The following is an 18,234-nucleotide window of genomic DNA, read 5'->3' on the forward strand; positions in this document are numbered from 1 at the left end:
GATGGATGCTTTTATCTCGCCAATTGCTCATCAAAGGAACAATAGACTACTATTTCTAAACCTGAATCTTATGAATGAGCAGGTTTTAATAAGACACTTGACAAAGTTATGAAAGTCACTGCTGTCACTAGCATTGCCAAAAGATAAGGCCAGGCCTGTGCTAGGCTTCCTCCACTTTGGAAAACAGCGATCGCTGAAAGAACCCAATTCTGAGGTAAGAGTTTCCCAATAGCTTGCATATAAGAAGGGGTAATGGACAAGGGCCATAAACACCCTGCCAGCATAGACGTTGGCATTATAATTAAGTTGGCTAATTGACTACTTTGCTGGGCATTTTGAGTCACCGCACCAATTAACAAACCAAAACCTATCGCTAACAAACTAAAGAGGAAGAAAATCAGTAAGAGCATTGGGGTCGGAATGTAAAAACTAACGTTAAAAATCTTTAACAGGCTAAACATAATCGCAATTTGAATTGTAAAAGCGACAAGACCAACACAGACATAACTGAGCATGTATTGAAAACGAGACAAACGAGATAGTACTAAACGATTATAAATTTGACTAGACTTGTCTGTTAAAATCCCACCATAAATCACACTCGTGCTACCTAGCATCAAGATTAATAAGAAACCTGTTGTGGTAGATGACACTGATTTGCTACGTGAACGATCAGCTAAGGTCTCTTGTTGCACGTGATAATTCAAACTCTTATTCTTCTGCAACAACTGGTCAAATCGTTTGTGATCCCCAGCAGCCACATCGCCCATGATATTATAATTCTCCAAAAGGTAATTAGCTTGTGCTTTGACCCATTCTGTAATTTCACTATTAGCAATAGAGCGCAGCTTCAGTTTCTGTGCTTCACCTGTTAACACTTTTTCGGAAAAGCCTTTATCAATGGTCAAAACAGCTTCTAAAGATTTGTTTTGAAGGTAATTATCAATATGCTTTTCTTCTATTTTGGTGAACACATCGTACTTTTTCGTTTGTTTTAGCTGAGCAACAAATTGTTTCGAAATTCGACTGTGATCTTTGTCTAAAATTCCAATTTTAGCCTGATTATTTCCTGAAAAGCTCAAAGATAAAGCCAACAGTGTTGTTAAAATAGGCAACAAAAGAAAGGTCACGTAACTGGTTTTTTTCCGCCGTATTTTAACAAATAATGTTTTGATAAAACGAATCATACGCTCACCTGCTTTCTCATTCCTATTAAAGCGAGTAGAATAAAGGCTGTTCCAAGACCAATATTAACCATCAATGTCACTGGGATTGGATTGTTTTGCCCACCAAAAATAAGGTAGAACAAACTATCATTAACCCACTTGATTGGAGAAATGTTGGATAATTGATTAAGTAAAGGACTATTCAAAGTAGACAAAGGAACGTAGCTTCCTCCCAAAAAGGCAAAGATGGGAATAACCGCATTTGAAGCCACTGTCAAGAAAGATTCATTTTTAATACTGGTTGCCATTCCGATACCGATAGCCACAGATAAATAAATCAAGGAAGCCGTCACTCCGATAATCTGCCAATCATTGGTTCCCCAATTGACTCGCAAGACAAACCTAGTAAAGATATAAAGAATACCCAACTGAACAGTCGTTGCTAGCATAGCCCCAATCACTTTACCGAGCACAAGCAAGCTAGGAGAAACCCCAGTCAGGTGAATCCGATTCGTTGTGTGTTGTTGCCGATCAGATAAGACAAGGTTCATTGCTGACATAATACTATAAAAAGTAATCATAGTGAACATGGAAATGGCATAATAATCAGCCGAGGTCATTCCCTTACTTGTTTGAACAGAACTAACCTTAACAAAGTCTACTTTGCGCTTCTTAACTTCCCCTAAACGTTGTGGGTACAATTCAGCGATGGAATCGTAGGTTTTGGCATTATCCACATAGTTTGTCACCAACATATTGATCAAATCAGCATTCTGTTGATTAATCTTATTAGTCGTCACCTTAATGGTTTGGTTACTTTTGACTTCTAGAGTAGCCGTCAAAGCACCCTCGCTAACCTTCTTCTTATCCGCTTCAAGAGACTTGCTGGGTTCAGCTTCTAGCTTTAGTTCTTTGTTTAATACCTTCAAAAAATCTAGAAAATTCTTTTGATAGTCTGTTTTTTTCCCTTCCAGCTGGTAACGGACTGTTAATTTAGGGACTGTTGTTGCTGCATTGAAGCTTGATTTAAAGGCAAAACTTAAAATCACAATCATTACAATGGGAAAAATAACCATCATTAATAAAGCTGTTCGATTTCGAAAAATCTGCAAACTTTCTTTTTTGATTAAATGTAATAAAACCATAATAACCTCTAATCTCTTAACTTCTTACCCGTTAAGTGCAAGAAGATTTCTTCTAAATTCAAGTGGTTATGCTTAATCTCACTGAATCCAACATTTGCCTCGGTCAATTGACGGGCCACGCTAGCAATGTCTTCGTTCTCAATGATTAAAATAGATTCATCACCATCATTTTTCAAGCTCCAACCAGGTTTGTCAGATACTTCTAAACCTTGCGGATTGGTCAAAGTTACTATGATTTGATTGGTCAAATCAGCAGCATAACGTTTTTCAAGATCATGTTTATCGCCTTGTTCAATAACCTGACCGTGGTCCATGATGAAGATATAATCACAAAGGGCTTCAACTTCCTCCATATAGTGGGTCGTATAAATGACTGTGGCCCCTTCTGCATTTAAAAGACGAATAGACTCTAGAATATGATTTCGAGACTGTGGGTCAATCCCAACAGTAGGTTCATCAAAGATAATTAACTTAGGAGAATGAACCAACGCACAGGCAATGTTTAAGCGTCTTTTCATTCCTCCAGAGAATTGACTAGGAAATTGTTTAGCCTGCTCACGCAAACCAACAAAATCTAAGCTTTTTAAAACCTTCTCCTTTAATTGATTACCTTTTAGACCATACAAAGAACCAAACAACTCCACATTTTCATAAGCGGTTAAATCAGGGTAGACAGCAATATCTTGAGGAACATAGCCAATCTGAGAACTAATTTTACGAATCGATTTCTGAGATTCTTGTAAAACGGTCACATCACCAGAACTCAAAGGAATTAAGCCCAAAATCAGATTGATTAGAGTGGATTTACCTGCACCATTTGGTCCCAATAGGCCATAGATTCTACCTTCTTCAATGGTCAATGACACGTTATCAACCGCCTTTTTACCACCTTTATAGACTTTGACAACATCTGTTAATTCTACAAAACTCATATATTACTCCTCTTCCAACATTACTGTTGCTCTTTAAAACTAATCATCGTGTAAGTCACTATTAATACTAACACTCCAGCTAACCAGCCATATAAAAGCGTAGCTGTTACCGCCCAAACTCCAATAAGAGCAAAGAGACAAAACGCCAGCACCCAATGTAAACCGCTTGAATAGCGACACGCCTTAGCCAATGCATAGCCTAAAACGAGTCCTAATACACTCACTAGCGACTGCTTTCCTAAAGCCACCAATAGACCTAAATAGAAAATACTATCAGCAAGGAGAACTAAGCTAAGTAAAAATAAACTAGCGATTGGTTTATCAGGTTTAAAAGCTAACCAGGTGAGTTTCTTAAACAGTAAGCGACTATCTTTTTGGAGAACAAGATCAAAAAGGAGAACCAGAACAACAAGGGTTATTTCGATTAACGCCAATAGGTACAAAACCATATAGACTAGGAACTGCCAACTCCAAGTCAGCCGTCCTAGAAAAGGCAAAAAGTCTCCAAGATTAAGTCTCGCCGAATACCCAAACAATACCAGAACAACAATACTCATTTGGATAACACTCAACATCGCATCTAACCAATCTTGATAAGATAAGACACTTACCCGTTGAAAATGCCATCTCACTAATCGACGTCTACGAGGACTGGTTAACCAAAGTGTGATTAGGCATAAAACGATTAGTAACATTCCTATTATCATTTAGCCACCACCTTTGTCTGTCTTGTTTGAAGATGGCTAAGACACTCAACTAATAGATTACTTCCAACGTGAGCGATGATGACCAACCATAAACTACCGGTCACGTAATAAAGACTTCCATAAATGAACCCTGTCACTAATTTGGCATAGAAAATAGATTTCCCCATCAATACGTGGTTCAACGCGTAACAAAAACTTGTGATAGCCAGTACAGCAGCTAGGGGAAGTTGCCATTGAACCAATAAAATATTAAACCACAACAACCTATAAGTGACTTCTTCACAGATAGCTAGAAGCAAAGGATAGATTAGCTTCTTCCATTCCCTTGTTGTTCCAACAAATGATATGGTCAACTTAAACCATTGCCGCTTTTTCCAGCAACGCATAAGGTGAAGGAAAAGCACTTCAACCACTAAAATCAAAACACTCAATCCTAATCCCATGACAATCAGTTTCCAATCAATGGGGCCAAAAGATAAGTTCAACTGGGGCATCATTAGATAGGTGCCTGCTAATGCGATGACATAATAAACCAAAACTGCTTTTAGAAAAGCAACTAAATTAAAGCCGTAACCACTACTTCCTTTCCCAAAAATAGCTTGCATAGGAATTGATGGACAAATGGTCACTGACAGTAAGCAAAAATTAAGGCATTGGGTGAACAAAGGCATTGGTCACACCTCCAAACTGTCTCATTCGCGGATGATTAGCAAATGGAAAGGCCGGAATACACATTTCAAGAAGTTCAGGAGTTAACACACGGGTCACATACCAACCTTTTTCTGCAGCTTCAGGAGGGGTTATATCAAGAAAAACAGCATTTGGACTAACCTGTTTGGTATAAGCTAATAAGATTTTTAAATCTTCTTTTTTGTCTTTACCAGAATGATCCTCCAACTCACTAAGCAAGATTTCACCTGAAATCAAAGGTTCAAAAGCCTCCCATTTATAAGCTTGGTCTTTTGGATGAGCGTAATAAAACACATTACTATCCAAATCTAAAAAGAGCGGATGGTTACTCTCAATATTATCAAGAGCATCCTTTTTATACAAAAGATTATAGTAATAACTATAACTAATAGCTGCCGCTTCCATGATGCCTCTGAGTAAGGTATGTTTAGGATCTAAACCAGCCTGAACACCAAAGAGAAGATAAGGACCTTCGTTGTATTTATTTTTAAGAATAATGCCAAAGGTATATAGCGGATTATCTTCCCCCACTGTCATATCAATAGGAATAATCTCATACAAACTGTCTTTGCCTAACCTAGCTTCTTCCAAAATTGCCTGAATATCAGGGTCATCGATTATAATTCTAGGACAAGGTTTTTTGGTGTGCCAGCTCAGCATCATCGAATCAATTTGAATATATTCAATCAGGCTGTTGCACATAGCTGCTTCTAAACTAGTATGAGATGCTGTCCCTGTTGAAAATCCTGGAATAATATGTTTTTCTCCCACTGCTTCATTAGTTTTATACCCAATACAAAGCATTTGGGCCGGAACATACATGTCTTGGTCCTCAAAGAACATTGGGCATTTCACCCAACCCAAAACATCCTCTTCAGTCACCATTTTATCACACATCACCATGTGCAAATCTAGGCAACGATCAATCTGGTCCTGAGTGAAGACTTGTAAATATTCCAGAGGCATAACGTGATCAGTTTGGCTCAATTCCTTATGAGAAGCATAAACAATTCGGTCAGATAACAAGTCCCCCGAAATGATACTCGCATAACGTTCAATGCTTTCTCCTAAGTATCTAATCAGAGCCTCTTCATAGTGACTGCCATATCCAATAATATGATAACTGACCTGGCTCAACTCACCAATAAATTGTTTATGGTAATCAGGCATCTGCCCCGTCACGCTTTTTAAGTAGACATCATGGGGATGGTTACAGACAGGAGCTTGTGATTGATTTAAAATACCCGTCCGGTTACCACTCAAGCCTTTGAGATCATCAAAAATATGATTAAAGGAAGGGTAATACTGTAACATCTTTCTACCTCCTTATTCTTCTTCGTTAAGGAGTTTTCTAACAATCTCACGTGTTGACATTTGTTGATCCTCATATTTTAATCTTGCTAATGCCCCCTGTGCCTGAGAATTTGACATTTTTAGAATATCTTGCACTTGAATTTCAAGTGTTGGTAAATAAATACTTAATAGACGGCCTTCAAATTTTGAGCTTCCTGTTTGAGCAATGATAAAGGCTTCGCTAATAACTAAATTCATCAAAATGTTAAGCAGAGGAAGATATGCTTTGCTGACCATTTGAGTTGGTGGTAAAGCTTGATTAGCAAAATGTTGATATAGCGTATGGTCTTGCAACCGGGCCAAGACACGTCTTTCTAAACTATCAAAATCAGCACTGTGAGGAGGATTTAAGGTACAAGCATGCAAGAATGGACCATCAACAAAGCCTAGTACCAATTGTTTATGATGAGAGACGCTTACTTCGTTCAAATGACGCAACATCATAATATTCAAGCGTTCTTGACAAACGACAATACTTTGGTAGCTTTCTAAAGCTTCAGTCAACTTCTTCATATGTCGATGATGCGTCAATGCATCTAAGCGAGAGGTCACATCCGTTTGTTGAATCAGTAGTTTCAACTCATCACTGGCTACTTCCAAAGGCAAGTGTAATTGGTGAGCCAGTAATTCTGCTGACTCATTGACGTTAGTCGAATCACTGATAAAAAGAACTGGAGCAGTATTTTTAGTATGTCCAGCTTCTGCCATAAAACGGAAATTACCCATTAAGACTTTCATGATATTCTCTTCAAGGGCATAATCGTCTTCTAGCATTAACAGATCATTATAATACAAAGCTGTTATAACTTCCATAAAGGTTGCAAACAGATCCGTATCTAAGTGATTCTCATAATTATCTGTATCAAGAACTTCACCTGTAATCAAGGTTGTCACAACGTCTCGATAAACTTCTTTTAAAGTCTGGGGTTCTTGCGAAACATCTAAAACAGCTTCATTAAAATCCCAAATACCTTTTCTAAAACAAAAAGTATCTTGAAATTGAACAATACGAACATTACTATTTAATTGGTATTTCATTGAGACTCCTTATTTCCTACAAGCGTCATGTGAATCACATGTTGACTAATTCCATCTAAACTTAACTTCTCTTGAAGGTATTCTTTATTATACCCGCCAATATCAATGCTACCGTAGACAAGAGCTGTCGCTGTTAATTGAATATTCTGAGCTATCTCACCTGATTCAATAAAGGCATAAGCAGTCGCCTGATTACCATATTTACGTGTATTTTTAAGGTAGTGGTACACATAAATGAAAACAAGATTGCAATTTTCAGCATTAATGGCACCATATTCTGCGAAAGCCCTGATATTTTCCTCCGGGCTAAGCTGACGACACCTTAGGGCATGCTGGTAAGGCAAGTACTCATAAAAGCCATTTTGCAGTTTATTAATATTTCTGGCATAAAAGAGGAGAGTAATCGGGTATAAACCGCCCCCAGAAGCACAATTTCTTAACGTTACTTTATCCGGCCGACCATCTTTGATAGGTGCTTCCGCACTTACTCCACAAGCGTAATACAGGAGATTAGCTAAATCTTGGAGGGGCATTTCCCTATCTACAAATTGTCGGTGACTCCTTCTCTGTGTAATACAGGTAGACAGTGCTGTTGTTATCTTCGACGGTTTAGGTAGAGGAATAATGCCTTCTCTACTTTCAAAATAAGCGCTACTTGAAAAAGTTGCTACAGCAGAATCGGTGAAAAAGTCAACGACACTTGCTTGGAAGCCTAGATAATTATTATTAGACTTGTAATTCATTAAAAATCGCTGACTAAGATTATCGGCCTCATTAGGCATTAAATGTTGAGCAACCAGCTGTTTTGATGTCTTTAGAACCGTCTGATGATGATACCCCGATAAGGATAAGTGATTGGTATTAAATTCAAATAATTGTCTTGCCTTTTCCGACGTTAGGGGGGGACGATTGTCTAAAACGTGTTTATCTTTCGTAAAAAATGGCATAGTGATCTTCCTATCTTATTCTACCAAACATATAGTAATTAGCAGGTACCACTTAGTACCTGCTAATTACCTCGAGACACTAGAACCAAGACGATTACCACTGCCTCATGTCCTAACACCTCCATTTAATACTAGTCTCACCAACTGTTACGATAGGTAACCTAGTCGCTAGCAAACTAATCACGTTGATATGCCATTAAATTGAGGTATTAAATAGATTATTTACCTGGTGTATAGCTTCCGCTACCACCTTGAGCACTACCGCCCCCAACGTTAATTGAGAAGCAACATGTAGTACAGCAGCAGCAGCAGCCTCCAGGAGCAACTTGAGTTGTTTCAGCTACACTAGTAGCTAAAATATTTGAAGTAAATTGTAACATAACGATTACCTCCTTATCCAACAAATAAACAACTGATAAGAGTTCGTATAATTGTTTTTTTAGATAGCCCTAAATGTGACCTCATGACAAGGCTAGCTTTTGTATGATTGTCACCAAACAACTATTCAATTCTTATCACCTATATTATAGTAAAAAATGATTTAAATGTAAACCCTTTCTTTCTCATTTTGGGAAATTTTTTGTCTAAAAATAACAATTAATTAATACAAAAATGATAATTAAGAAAGACTCAAAAAACTTTAATGGAGGAAATCGCGAGACAACGAGAACCTAACTCTCAAAATTACTTCTTTCATCTTTGTACTCCTCTACTAACTCCTTTTTATCGTGGCCATTCTAGTCAGCCTAACTGGGGATGCGACGACAAAATCGTATTCTACGAATGACCGATCTCTGTCTTACCGCAAAAAGAAAAGACTTGGATAACATATCCAAGCCTTCCTCAATAACTTTACCTCGCTAATACATTAGCTCAGGATAAATTAGTCCACAATTAGTTTTCACTCTTTACAAAGAAAAAAGCTTGGGATTTCCCAAGCTTTCTATTCTATCACTTTTGCGTCGTAGCTGTCTGAACGCTCACTCCTTTTGTCGTGACCAACCTAGTCAGCCTGACGGGTGGGGGCGACAACGAAATCGCATTCTACGAATGACCGATTTCTGTCTTACCGTCTATTTTTTTAAGTTATCCCAATATCAAACAGTTCAATAAAATATGCTAAATTACTAACCTACTTTTTACCCGTTTAACTCTAAAATGTAAAGTACAAACATATACAATATACTAAAGGGGTAGTAAAAAAGGTATTAAATTATGAGTTCAGCAGGCAAGAAAATAGCACCCTATGAGGTGCTATTTTTTACATATTTTACTTTTTATTTGCGCTTATCTAATTTTAAAATTTCATTATATACATCTTTAATCGTTAAGTCAATATCTTTTTGACTCAATTTTAGAATAGGAGAATTCTGTAATTTTAGACTTTCAGTTTGACTATGTTTAGTTTCTTGAGATTTAAAATAAGTTTGAAAAATTAGTGACATGAAAATCTACCTCCTTTTCCTATTAGAATACTCCAAATTTTTAGAGATGTCAAAATATTCTTTCCTATTAATCCAAATTGGCCCATCTCCTTTGGATATCACCAAGACATCAACTGGTCCCCCTACCGTTTCAAGTGAATCTGTTATATGACGTTTAAAAGATGTTAAGTTTACTAACGTTTCAGCCATATTCGCTAACTCTGGTAACGCTAACGTTCTTACGACACCTAAAATCGGATTTATAAATTGTTGTTTCTGCTGTTCACTAATTTGATTAATTATATTATATTTCTCATCTTCTGATAAATTGTCTAGACCGATAATTGACTGACTTACTACTTCATTCATAAAAGGATCCATGCCTGTCAAGATAGTTGAAATCATGTCTGACTGGGCAAATGGGACTATCGAGGCATCACTGTTTAGAAGATCTACATTATTACTATTAGTCTTCTCTATTTTTATTTCATCTCTAAATGCATAACTTATTTCATATGATACCAAGGAAGGGAATAATTCTTCACTACCATATCCACCTATAACTATCCCAGAAATCGAATCAAAACTATTTTTAGAAACGACAATCTGGTATGACAATTCTATAAAGATATCCGTTATTTTTTGTAAATACTCGTCTGCCAAGTAAACATTCTCTCGTAATATCCCTTTACAATATTCTGAGAAGTCTGAGTGAAAAGTTTCTTTATCAAGATTTTCTAATAATATAATATCATTATCTGTATTAAGGTTTTCAATAATAATTTCCGAAATAATTTCAATTATTTTTTCTGAAGAAATTGGGACTTCTGGATTATCTGCCTGTATATCATTGAGTTTTTTACTTGAAATATCCAGTAATTTCTGTAGTAATAATAAAATTACAGATTGGATCATTCGCTGTGAAATAGCATCATTTTTGAATTTTTCCTTCTTAAGAAATTCAAGGAAAGCTATAGAGCAATCTTCCAATCTAACAAATATTTTATTACAATACTCTTTTCTAAATTCCTTGATAATAATTTCCCAAGGTATATCCATAAACTCAGCATTTCCATAAATCATAATCCCTATATCATGATGTCCACCAAGTGAAAATAGTTTATTTACTGCGTTATATGTCTTTGCTTGCCCCTGTCCAAAACTAACAGTTACTGCACTATCAGCCGCTAGGACGATGCCATGTTTGTTTAATATACTAATTTCAGCCGTCATATTCTACCTCCTGTAATAAATCTAGCTTACCTGTTCGCCCTCTATGGGTACAACAGCTAAAGTCTTACCCAAACTAGCCAATACTTTTAGCACTGTATCAAGCTGTGGGCTTGTCTTTCCTGTTTCCATCCTAGCGATAACAGGTTGACTAACACCACTCATCTCCTCTAGTTTCTTCTGGCTAATGCCCTTTTCATTTCTAGCCTCGATAAGCTCGCTCATGATAGCCACGCGCATATCACTTTCCAAAATTTCTTCTTTGCTGAATAATTCAGCTCTTACATCTTTCCAGTTACTACCAATAGCATTATTTTTCATTATCTAAACCTCTTTCTTTCAAATCTGCTAGCTCACGTTTAGCTTGATCAATCTCTCTTTTAGGTGTTTTCTGTGTCTTTTTCATAAAGTGATGTAGTAAAACAAAACTACCATCAATCCAAGCCACAAATAAAATTCTATCTCTAAGTGGTCTTAGTTCCCAAATTTCAGCATCTAAATGCTTAATATAGGGTTCTCCTGCGCGTGTTCCATGCTGGCTTAGTAACTCAATATAATCATTGATTTTATTGAGTTTAATTCTACTATCTTTCCCTTTTTTACTAGCAAGCTCTCGCATATAATCTAAAACAGGCTCATTCCCATTCTTATCCTTATAAAAATAGATATTATGCACTATTAGCACCTCTTTCTAAGAGATATTATAACCTAAAAGTTATTATTTGTAAATACTTTTAAGTTATTAAAACAAAAAAAGCACCTAGTTTCCTAGATGCTAGCACAATGACACGGATTCGCACCGTGGCTACCTCTATCACAACATCCAAGGTTGTTCCTCGTATTTTTTCTTTCATATTTCTTTACTCCTTTATAAAAATTAGATGCTTAGCATCTCATGATATATCCCCCATGTTTGGCAAAGGTACAACGCTAAAATACAAATCAGAATAGGTATCAAACCACTTATTCAACTTGTCATAAGCTGGCGATTGGCTAATAAATAATATCCGCTGACAAGCTCCGATAACATTCATATGATTATACACATAAACCTCTTTTACAGCCTCTAAAATGTCAGCCTCGCTTGTTTTTACCCTAATATCTGTTATCTGCTTGATAGTTGCGTATTTTTGATAAGCTAGCATATCTTGATTTTTAGCAGCATCAAACATTTTTCGCTCAAGAATACTATACTTAGGCTGTTCTTTATCTCGCATGAAATACCACTTGAGCCATAAAATCTTTTCTCGGTGTATTACAGAAATACGCTCAATTTTTTTCTTAGTCATTGATACCTCCTAAATTATCAATCTAACAGCTCTAGCCATTCACTTTTAGAAATTGTCACATAGGGCTTGTTTATCGTATGATACAAAGGTTCTAGACCTTTGTTAACCCTAATATAGTCCATATTATCCTCATGAGTTGGAAAATAAATTATCTCTGAAAAATCATCACTTATGCTACGATTAGTATCGTCATCTATGATAATTGACACATCCCACTCATCCCACTTTTTGAGATTTCCCAAAAGTTCAACATCACTAAATAGCTCACCATCAACTTGAAAAAACTCACCTAAGTCATTGTTTCCCTCAACAATGATAAACTCTGGCAAATTTCTACTACTCAATAACTCCTTGAGTTCTTGTAACTCTTTGATTTCCTTTAGATACTTCTTCAATTTCCAACCTCAATTCTTCAATCTGCCTTACAACTCCAAAAATTTCATGGGTCTTATAAGATTGTTCAAGTATAGCCTTTGCTGCTTGTGTTCTTATAAACGGGTTGACCTTACTGTCCATCATAATATCATTGAGTACAGAAACAGCGTTAGACGAGGCTAGGTATAGCATTTGAGTTGTTTTATCCATCATCTCATCTTGCTTTATCCTTAACGTCTTTCTAACAGCTGCAATATTCAGATACTTATGCCCTGTTGCCCTAGCTATCCCTGCTTTTTCGCATGCTTTTTCTATCGTTGGTTCAGTAAGCATGGCATCTATAAACTTCACTTGTTTAGTTGTAAGGCTATCATTTTCATTTCCTGCCACTTACTACCTCCTAACATGTAAAGGGGGATAATACCCCCCTACGGACTAAAATAACCAACCATTTTAGCTATACCCTTTTTAATGACTTGCCTAACTTTCTGCCAACTCGTAAAGGGTGATGGCTGTGAAATTTGCCCCTTTTCAAAGGCTCTGATAATTCTTTTTGAGTATAGAATAGCTGATTTAATCTGATGTTTTGGTACTTTCTCTTGTTCCAAAATATCAGCATATAAATTAAACGCTTTTTCCTCTAACTTAGTATCTTTTAGCAGATGTTGCAAAACCAGCGTAAATACCAGCGCTGTATGATACTTCTTATAAATCATCCAAGATTAACCCCTAGGCTACGCCCTGCGGCATATAACTTTTGATATGTCTCATAGTCTAGCGGTAGCGCCGTAGCTAAAGAGTGATTATCAGCACCGATAAAAGTTGTTTGCCCACTGAATGCCTTTCTAAAATCTTCATTGACAATCTGTGACAGCACTTGTTTATTAAACTCTGATGGTTTCTTGGTATATTGACTAAGCAAGGAAACTGTTTCTTTAAAGCTATTTAATGTTTGTTCTGTCAGCTCCTTAACTTCTTCGTTTTGCCCCCATTGTTCAACTACATACGTATGATACAACTCTTCAACTTCACGTAACTTATTAGGTAACTCCGTATCAAGTTCGCGTTCTAAGGCACTGTATCGACTTTCAACACGCATGATATAATGGATGTATACTATAAAAGTAGACAAAACTTTGTGTGTTATAATCTGTTTTAAAAGACACAAAAACGAAAGGACAACCTATGTCAACAGTTAAACGCTACGATGAAGAATTCAAACAATCTCTTGTCAACCTTTATCAAACTGGAAAAACTCAGTCTGAACTCTGTAAAGGCTATGGGGTATCCGCTTCTGCGCTTGCAAAATGGATCAAACAGTATTCTCAAGTCAAACTCGAAGATAATTCTGTACTTACTACCAAGCAAATACAAGAGCTACAAAAACGTAATGCGCAGCTTGAAGAGGAGAACCTTATCCTAAAAAAAGCAAGTGCCATATTCATGCAAAACTTAAAGTAAGACTCCTCGCTGTCTATCGGTTACGCTTTGAACACGCCACAACAACCTTGTGTCGTGGTTTACGTGTCAATCGCTCCACTTACTATAAATTTCTAAAACATAAGCCCTCAAAAAGAGAATTGGATAATCAAATTTATAGAAAACAAATACTTGAAATTTATACCAAAGCAAACAAAAGACTTGGTGTGAAGTCTATCAAGGTCATTCTTCAAAGAGACTACGACACAAAAATCTCTGAAGGAAGAATTTACCGTCTAATGAAGAATATGGCGCTCCCTAAAATGGCTACCATTAAGCCAAAAACAGCTCTTAAAAAGACTCAAAAAACGTATCCTCAAAACTTACTCAACCAGAAATTTTATCCTGACAAACCTAATCAAGTATGGTCTACTGACTTCACCTATATTTCTATTGGATATAAGAAATATGTCTATCTCTGCGCAATACTTGATCTCTATTCTAGAAAATGTATTGCTTGGAAATTGAGTCACCGTATGGATGCAAAGTTAGCATGTGACACTCTAGAATTAGCTCTTAATAAAAGAAAGATTGAAGGAACACTTCTCTTTCATTCCGACCAAGGGTCACAATTTAAGGCCAGGGAATTGAGAAAAATAATTGATGACAACAATATCATGCATTCTTTTTCTAAACCTGGATATCCTTATGATAATGCCGTAACGGAAGCATTTTTCAAGTATTTAAAGCATAGACAAATCAACCGAAAACATTATCAAAATATCAAACAGGTTCAATTAGACTGCTTTGAATACATTGAGAATTTTTATAACAATTACAACCCACATACGGCTAATCTAGGACTAACCCCTAATCAGAAAGAAGAAAATTATTTTATCGCAATAAAATAACACGGTTTTCTGTCTACTTATTTGACATTAGTCCATAACTTTCTAACTCTGACACCTTATTGTCAGTTTCAAACGAGAAATTCTTTTCCCTGTTAGTTTTGGCTTGTTCTAATTCCGCCTTAACTGCATCAAGTTTTTGTTTGTGCTCATCCACCACATCACGTTTAGTATTTACTTGAGATACGATAGATTGAATTTTAGGTAATACATTTGACGTTGTCATTTTAAAATCCTCCTTATGACAAAATAAAAGAACCCAACACAATAACAAAGCTATACGCCTTGAAATTTGCATTGGGTTCTTCCTCTAGCATTATTTATTAAATTAAACTGTCAACATGTTCAGTCTTTTTGTATGGCACACCATCTCTAAAATGGATTTCTACACTACCATGACTTACGTTATTGACTTTCTTAATTATACCATCTTTTTCTAAAATTATCCAGCCTTGGTTTAATAACTCGGCTACTGATTCCATTGGTTTAATATCTTTAAAATACATGTTTTCGCTCCTTTATTTGATTTTATTATAATCTGAATATCCCTAGTCTATTGATTTCACTAGGTTTTTAGGGTTCGTATGCTAAAATACTACCCTTTTTGTATACCTTATGGCTGTTTTTCAAATTGGTTAGTTTGTCACGCTTGATTTATATGGTCAAGGAAAGCATGGCTATTACTTCTCAAAAGGGCGATTTCTCACCCCATGAAAAGTGTCTATTTTTGTTTAGGTTTGTAAGTTATTTCATTATCACATATTACTCTTTAACTGATTGATTGAGTATCGCTTATCTTTAATACCGAACGCCTTAAAAGTGTTACCCTCAAGCCCTTTTAGAATACGGCTATAATTCCGCTCGTTGTACACTGTCTTGAGTTCATCGCTATCAAGATTTGTATTAAATATAGTATTTTCTCGATTATTTAGTACATCAAAAAGTAAATCCTGCTCCCAATCGCTCTTAGGTTTAATGACAGCATTTTTTGCACCTAAATCATCAATAATTAAGTAATCAACAGATTTCATGAGTTCAATCGCTTCAAACTCTGTAAGCGTTGCACCTTTACCATAATTCCATCCCTCTTTTATCTGTTTGATGATTTCAGTCAAGCTAACAAATAATACACTCTTAGGCTCTCCTTTCGTCTTATAGCCCTCATTGATACTTTTAGCAATAGCAACCGATAGAAGTGTTTTGCCGATCCCTGTACCTCCTGTGATAAGCGTATTTCCTCTCATGCCATCAAGATATTTTTGTACCTGACCTTTTGCAAATTCTAAAAATCGCTTTTCTTCTGATGTTATAGCATTAAAATCATCAAATGTTTTAGTTTTCAACTCATTTGGTACATAGCTTTTATTGCTCATCAATACATTATAAGTTTTCAAGTATAGATTAGCATTCAAATTATCAGTAATTGCATTTTCTTCATCCTGCTTTTTCTGTTCTATTTGGCATTGTGGGCAGAAAGGGGGAACTAAACGCATTTCCTTTATTGGTTGTCCATTTTCATCCTGCCCAATAGTAACACTCATCTTCTTTGAAATTTGATAAAGTTTTATACCATGTTTTACACAAATTTCATCAACTTCAACTGTCTCAATATTTCCTAAACTAGATTGTAATGATTTCATTTTCTGACCTCCTAAAATAGATTTTCTTGTGTTGGTATCCAATCTTCATAGCTAGTAGGCTCTGGTTGATTGGTTTGCTGTTTCTTAGCGTCATGCGTTGCTCTGCTCTGCTTAACTTGTTCAACGGTATTAAGACCCTGCCCTTTCCATCGCTCAAGTATGGAACGTGTATATCTAATTGACCTACCATTATTCAAAATAGTTTCATCTAGGGCATGCATCACTAGGACTTTCCCATGGCTTTCTAGCAAATCCTCCACTTCTCGAACGATTGTGCCAGATATTGCCATCTCTCCAAAAGCCTCTTTTAGTTTTTCAAAGATTGGATTTTTACCAACTCCAGCAGCATTTTTTTCTTTTTGCTCTAGCTGTTGCTCTTTCTCTATATCTAACTCTTTCTCTAACTCTATCTCTGTTGGACATGAGTTGGAATTTGTCAAATTTGATTGGACATTATCTAACTTCTCCTTTTCCCTCTGATTTCTTTTGTATCCAGCCCAGTTTGTTTCACTCATAACAATAGCTTTAGCTTGGGGCATCTCGGCATTTTTATCTTCATCAATCTGAATTAGCCCACATTTTATAAAATATGCCATAGTCATGTCTATATCATCTTCTGACACATCCAACTTCAAAGCTAACTCCTCTTTCAGAGTTTCAAAATAACCCTCATAGTATAAAACGCAATCACGATCGAGACTTTCTAGCATTAGCCTAATGTAAATAACAATCATAGTATAGCCCCCCGGAACAGTCTTTAACCTTTTGATAAAAATGTTCTCAAAAAATTTTTTATCAATCTTGAGCCAAAAATATACTTTAGTTTTTGCCACGTTGTCGCATTTCCTCCATTCTACGCTCGTTCACTTTTTTAAATAGTTGATATAACGAGTTATCGTCTGGTATTATTGGCTTTGCTCTAGCAAATTCTTCTGATGTAAATTCAGTGTCTTTATCCAAAATAGTACCATCTCCAAGCATATAGCCCTTTGGTAGCACGTTTATTACTTCATAATGTTCATTAGGCATTCCCTCACCTCCAAATTGTTCTACTAATTGATTTCGTCACACGTTCAATCAGTTCATTGTGCGCGTGCTTATCTACTTTATTACTGATAAACACAACATCTAAACTGGGGCTATAATGCGCCATGCCTCTCCACGCATCACCATCAATAATAAATACTTTCAAAATAGACCTCCTAGCGTATTGTCAGAAAGTTAATCACATCAGAAACTTTAAAATAAAGTTTTTTGCTGCTTTCAAAGGGGGATTGGTACGAAACGAGACCAATATCCATCCAGTTTTTTAATGTTGTTCCGGAAATATCCAGCTCATCTTTAAGTTCCTTGGCTGTGATTAGACCTGTTTTCTTTTGCAACTTCTTCTCTAGCTCTAGTTTTTGTTGTGCCAGCTTATCAACCCTATCTAATAAACCCTGTTCAAATTCAACTGAAAATGTCGCCATGCTCCCCTCCTAATTGAAATGTTTGTTAGAAAGCCAAATATAAGCCCCGTAGCGCTCTTGTACGTAGTCAGTGGTATTTTCCTCTACCTTCTCAGTTTTTGGGATAATATCAAGCTCTACATAGCTCTCATAGCACAATAACAAGGCTAATATAACCAAACATATGATAATCAAGATAACACTTTGTGTTGGTGTTAGATTTAATTCATTCATTTTTAGACTTCCTCATATAGCTTGTCATGTAATTCTTGTAAATCATTTGATAAACATTGGTTAAGGTCATAAACTGCATTCAGTGCTTTTACAGCTGCCAAATTTCTAATAGCGTTATCCTCGATGCTGATAATTGCATCAAATGCAATAGATTGTAAATCTAACGCTCTCTTTACAGCCTCTGCCATATCTGCTAAATCAGCAAACTTCTTTTTCTTATTTTCTAGCTCTTGTTGTGATTTCATTTCTTCCATTTTGATTTTCTCCTTTGTTTTTGGTAAAATAAAAG

General features: G+C 36.1%; 28 protein-coding genes. 1 reads left to right on the top strand and 27 read right to left on the bottom strand.

What is annotated here, in order from left to right:
• Positions 1-68: 68 nt before the first annotated feature.
• From FQT67_RS06615 to FQT67_RS06695, 18 genes are all read right to left on the bottom strand, one after another.
• Positions 69-1,187 (bottom strand): ABC transporter permease, encoded by a 1,119-nt coding sequence (locus tag FQT67_RS06615; RefSeq protein WP_003057434.1) that lies wholly within the window; start codon positions 1,185-1,187, stop codon positions 69-71.
• Positions 1,184-2,311, bottom strand: a complete 1,128-nt coding sequence (locus FQT67_RS06620) for a SagG family ABC transporter permease subunit (protein WP_046177184.1) — start codon at positions 2,309-2,311, stop codon at positions 1,184-1,186. Before FQT67_RS06620 ends, FQT67_RS06615 begins: the two co-directional genes overlap by 4 nt.
• Before the next feature lie 8 nt (positions 2,312-2,319).
• Positions 2,320-3,243, bottom strand: coding sequence for an ABC transporter ATP-binding protein (locus FQT67_RS06625; RefSeq protein ID WP_046177185.1), 924 nt, complete (start codon positions 3,241-3,243; stop codon positions 2,320-2,322).
• A 20-nt stretch (positions 3,244-3,263) separates the two neighbouring features.
• On the bottom strand, positions 3,264-3,950 hold the full coding sequence (locus tag FQT67_RS06630; RefSeq protein ID WP_015016860.1) for a SagF family protein: 687 nt from the start codon (positions 3,948-3,950) through the stop codon (positions 3,264-3,266).
• Positions 3,947-4,621, bottom strand: coding sequence for a type II CAAX endopeptidase family protein (locus FQT67_RS06635; RefSeq protein ID WP_046177186.1), 675 nt, complete (start codon positions 4,619-4,621; stop codon positions 3,947-3,949). The genes FQT67_RS06630 and FQT67_RS06635 overlap by 4 nt, the downstream gene beginning before the upstream one ends.
• Positions 4,596-5,954, bottom strand: a complete 1,359-nt coding sequence (locus FQT67_RS06640) for a YcaO-like family protein (protein WP_015016859.1) — start codon at positions 5,952-5,954, stop codon at positions 4,596-4,598. The genes FQT67_RS06635 and FQT67_RS06640 overlap by 26 nt, the downstream gene beginning before the upstream one ends.
• 12 nt (positions 5,955-5,966) lie before the next feature.
• Positions 5,967-7,031 (bottom strand): streptolysin associated protein SagC, encoded by a 1,065-nt coding sequence (locus FQT67_RS06645; protein WP_046177187.1) that lies wholly within the window; start codon positions 7,029-7,031, stop codon positions 5,967-5,969.
• Entirely contained in the window at positions 7,028-7,978 is a 951-nt protein-coding gene (locus FQT67_RS06650) for a SagB family peptide dehydrogenase (protein ID WP_003061458.1), read from the bottom strand. The genes FQT67_RS06645 and FQT67_RS06650 overlap by 4 nt, the downstream gene beginning before the upstream one ends.
• A gap of 218 nt (positions 7,979-8,196) precedes the next feature.
• Positions 8,197-8,358, bottom strand: a complete 162-nt coding sequence (gene sagA / locus FQT67_RS06655; RefSeq protein ID WP_012766767.1) for a TOMM family cytolysin streptolysin S — start codon at positions 8,356-8,358, stop codon at positions 8,197-8,199.
• 897 nt (positions 8,359-9,255) lie between these two features.
• On the bottom strand, positions 9,256-9,423 hold the full coding sequence (locus tag FQT67_RS10775) for a hypothetical protein (RefSeq protein WP_165626014.1): 168 nt from the start codon (positions 9,421-9,423) through the stop codon (positions 9,256-9,258).
• Between the two features lie 6 nt (positions 9,424-9,429).
• On the bottom strand, positions 9,430-10,635 hold the full coding sequence (locus FQT67_RS06660; RefSeq protein WP_046177188.1) for a hypothetical protein: 1,206 nt from the start codon (positions 10,633-10,635) through the stop codon (positions 9,430-9,432).
• Positions 10,636-10,656: 21 nt separating this feature from the next.
• Complete coding sequence (locus tag FQT67_RS06665) at positions 10,657-10,953, bottom strand: helix-turn-helix transcriptional regulator (protein ID WP_027971722.1); 297 nt, start codon at positions 10,951-10,953, stop codon at positions 10,657-10,659.
• Positions 10,943-11,308, bottom strand: coding sequence for a type II toxin-antitoxin system RelE/ParE family toxin (locus FQT67_RS06670; RefSeq protein WP_046177189.1), 366 nt, complete (start codon positions 11,306-11,308; stop codon positions 10,943-10,945). Before FQT67_RS06670 ends, FQT67_RS06665 begins: the two co-directional genes overlap by 11 nt.
• A 217-nt stretch (positions 11,309-11,525) precedes the next feature.
• Positions 11,526-11,921 (bottom strand): hypothetical protein, encoded by a 396-nt coding sequence (locus tag FQT67_RS06675; RefSeq protein ID WP_046177190.1) that lies wholly within the window; start codon positions 11,919-11,921, stop codon positions 11,526-11,528.
• A 17-nt stretch (positions 11,922-11,938) separates the two neighbouring features.
• Positions 11,939-12,265 carry a hypothetical protein gene (locus tag FQT67_RS06680; RefSeq protein WP_046177191.1) on the bottom strand — a complete coding sequence of 109 codons (327 nt, stop codon included), beginning with the start codon at positions 12,263-12,265 and terminating at the stop codon, positions 11,939-11,941.
• Positions 12,258-12,686, bottom strand: a complete 429-nt coding sequence (locus tag FQT67_RS06685; protein WP_053042316.1) for a hypothetical protein — start codon at positions 12,684-12,686, stop codon at positions 12,258-12,260. Before FQT67_RS06685 ends, FQT67_RS06680 begins: the two co-directional genes overlap by 8 nt.
• Positions 12,687-12,724: 38 nt before the next feature.
• Positions 12,725-13,012 carry a hypothetical protein gene (locus FQT67_RS06690; RefSeq protein WP_046177192.1) on the bottom strand — a complete coding sequence of 96 codons (288 nt, stop codon included), beginning with the start codon at positions 13,010-13,012 and terminating at the stop codon, positions 12,725-12,727.
• On the bottom strand, positions 13,009-13,395 hold the full coding sequence (locus FQT67_RS06695; protein ID WP_232619998.1) for a hypothetical protein: 387 nt from the start codon (positions 13,393-13,395) through the stop codon (positions 13,009-13,011). The genes FQT67_RS06690 and FQT67_RS06695 overlap by 4 nt, the downstream gene beginning before the upstream one ends.
• 86 nt (positions 13,396-13,481) lie before the next feature.
• Between FQT67_RS06695 and FQT67_RS06700 the strand changes: the two genes are divergently transcribed.
• A protein-coding gene (locus tag FQT67_RS06700; protein ID WP_115256952.1) for an IS3 family transposase occupies positions 13,482-14,626 on the top strand; the annotation gives its coding sequence in 2 pieces (ribosomal slippage) (positions 13,482-13,716 and positions 13,716-14,626; 1,146 coding nt in all).
• A gap of 13 nt (positions 14,627-14,639) precedes the next feature.
• On the opposite strand, the gene FQT67_RS06705 is transcribed toward FQT67_RS06700, so the two are convergent.
• The 9 genes from FQT67_RS06705 to FQT67_RS06740 all read right to left on the bottom strand — a co-directional run bounded on the left by FQT67_RS06705 (position 14,640) and on the right by FQT67_RS06740 (position 18,199).
• Positions 14,640-14,849, bottom strand: coding sequence for a hypothetical protein (locus FQT67_RS06705; protein WP_046177305.1), 210 nt, complete (start codon positions 14,847-14,849; stop codon positions 14,640-14,642).
• Positions 14,850-14,946: 97 nt separating this feature from the next.
• Complete coding sequence (locus FQT67_RS06710; protein ID WP_000273649.1) at positions 14,947-15,129, bottom strand: hypothetical protein; 183 nt, start codon at positions 15,127-15,129, stop codon at positions 14,947-14,949.
• Positions 15,130-15,378: 249 nt separating this feature from the next.
• The gene (locus FQT67_RS06715) at positions 15,379-16,263 is read right to left on the bottom strand and encodes an ATP-binding protein (RefSeq protein WP_053042318.1); all 885 of its coding nucleotides are present in this window, start codon (positions 16,261-16,263) and stop codon (positions 15,379-15,381) included.
• A gap of 11 nt (positions 16,264-16,274) precedes the next feature.
• Complete coding sequence (locus FQT67_RS06720; protein WP_046177304.1) at positions 16,275-17,096, bottom strand: phage replisome organizer N-terminal domain-containing protein; 822 nt, start codon at positions 17,094-17,096, stop codon at positions 16,275-16,277.
• Complete coding sequence (locus tag FQT67_RS06725; protein ID WP_046177303.1) at positions 17,083-17,292, bottom strand: hypothetical protein; 210 nt, start codon at positions 17,290-17,292, stop codon at positions 17,083-17,085. Before FQT67_RS06725 ends, FQT67_RS06720 begins: the two co-directional genes overlap by 14 nt.
• Positions 17,293-17,296: 4 nt before the next feature.
• On the bottom strand, positions 17,297-17,455 hold the full coding sequence (locus FQT67_RS10780; RefSeq protein ID WP_165742490.1) for a hypothetical protein: 159 nt from the start codon (positions 17,453-17,455) through the stop codon (positions 17,297-17,299).
• A 10-nt stretch (positions 17,456-17,465) separates the two neighbouring features.
• The gene (locus FQT67_RS06730) at positions 17,466-17,732 is read right to left on the bottom strand and encodes a hypothetical protein (RefSeq protein ID WP_000190301.1); all 267 of its coding nucleotides are present in this window, start codon (positions 17,730-17,732) and stop codon (positions 17,466-17,468) included.
• Between the two features lie 9 nt (positions 17,733-17,741).
• The gene (locus FQT67_RS06735) at positions 17,742-17,945 is read right to left on the bottom strand and encodes a hypothetical protein (RefSeq protein WP_046177302.1); all 204 of its coding nucleotides are present in this window, start codon (positions 17,943-17,945) and stop codon (positions 17,742-17,744) included.
• 2 nt (positions 17,946-17,947) lie between these two features.
• Entirely contained in the window at positions 17,948-18,199 is a 252-nt protein-coding gene (locus FQT67_RS06740; protein WP_046177301.1) for a hypothetical protein, read from the bottom strand.
• Positions 18,200-18,234: the final 35 nt, after the last annotated feature.

Source organism: Streptococcus sp. NCTC 11567 (genome assembly GCF_902141215.1).
Taxonomy (GTDB): Bacteria; Bacillota; Bacilli; order Lactobacillales; family Streptococcaceae; genus Streptococcus; species Streptococcus dysgalactiae.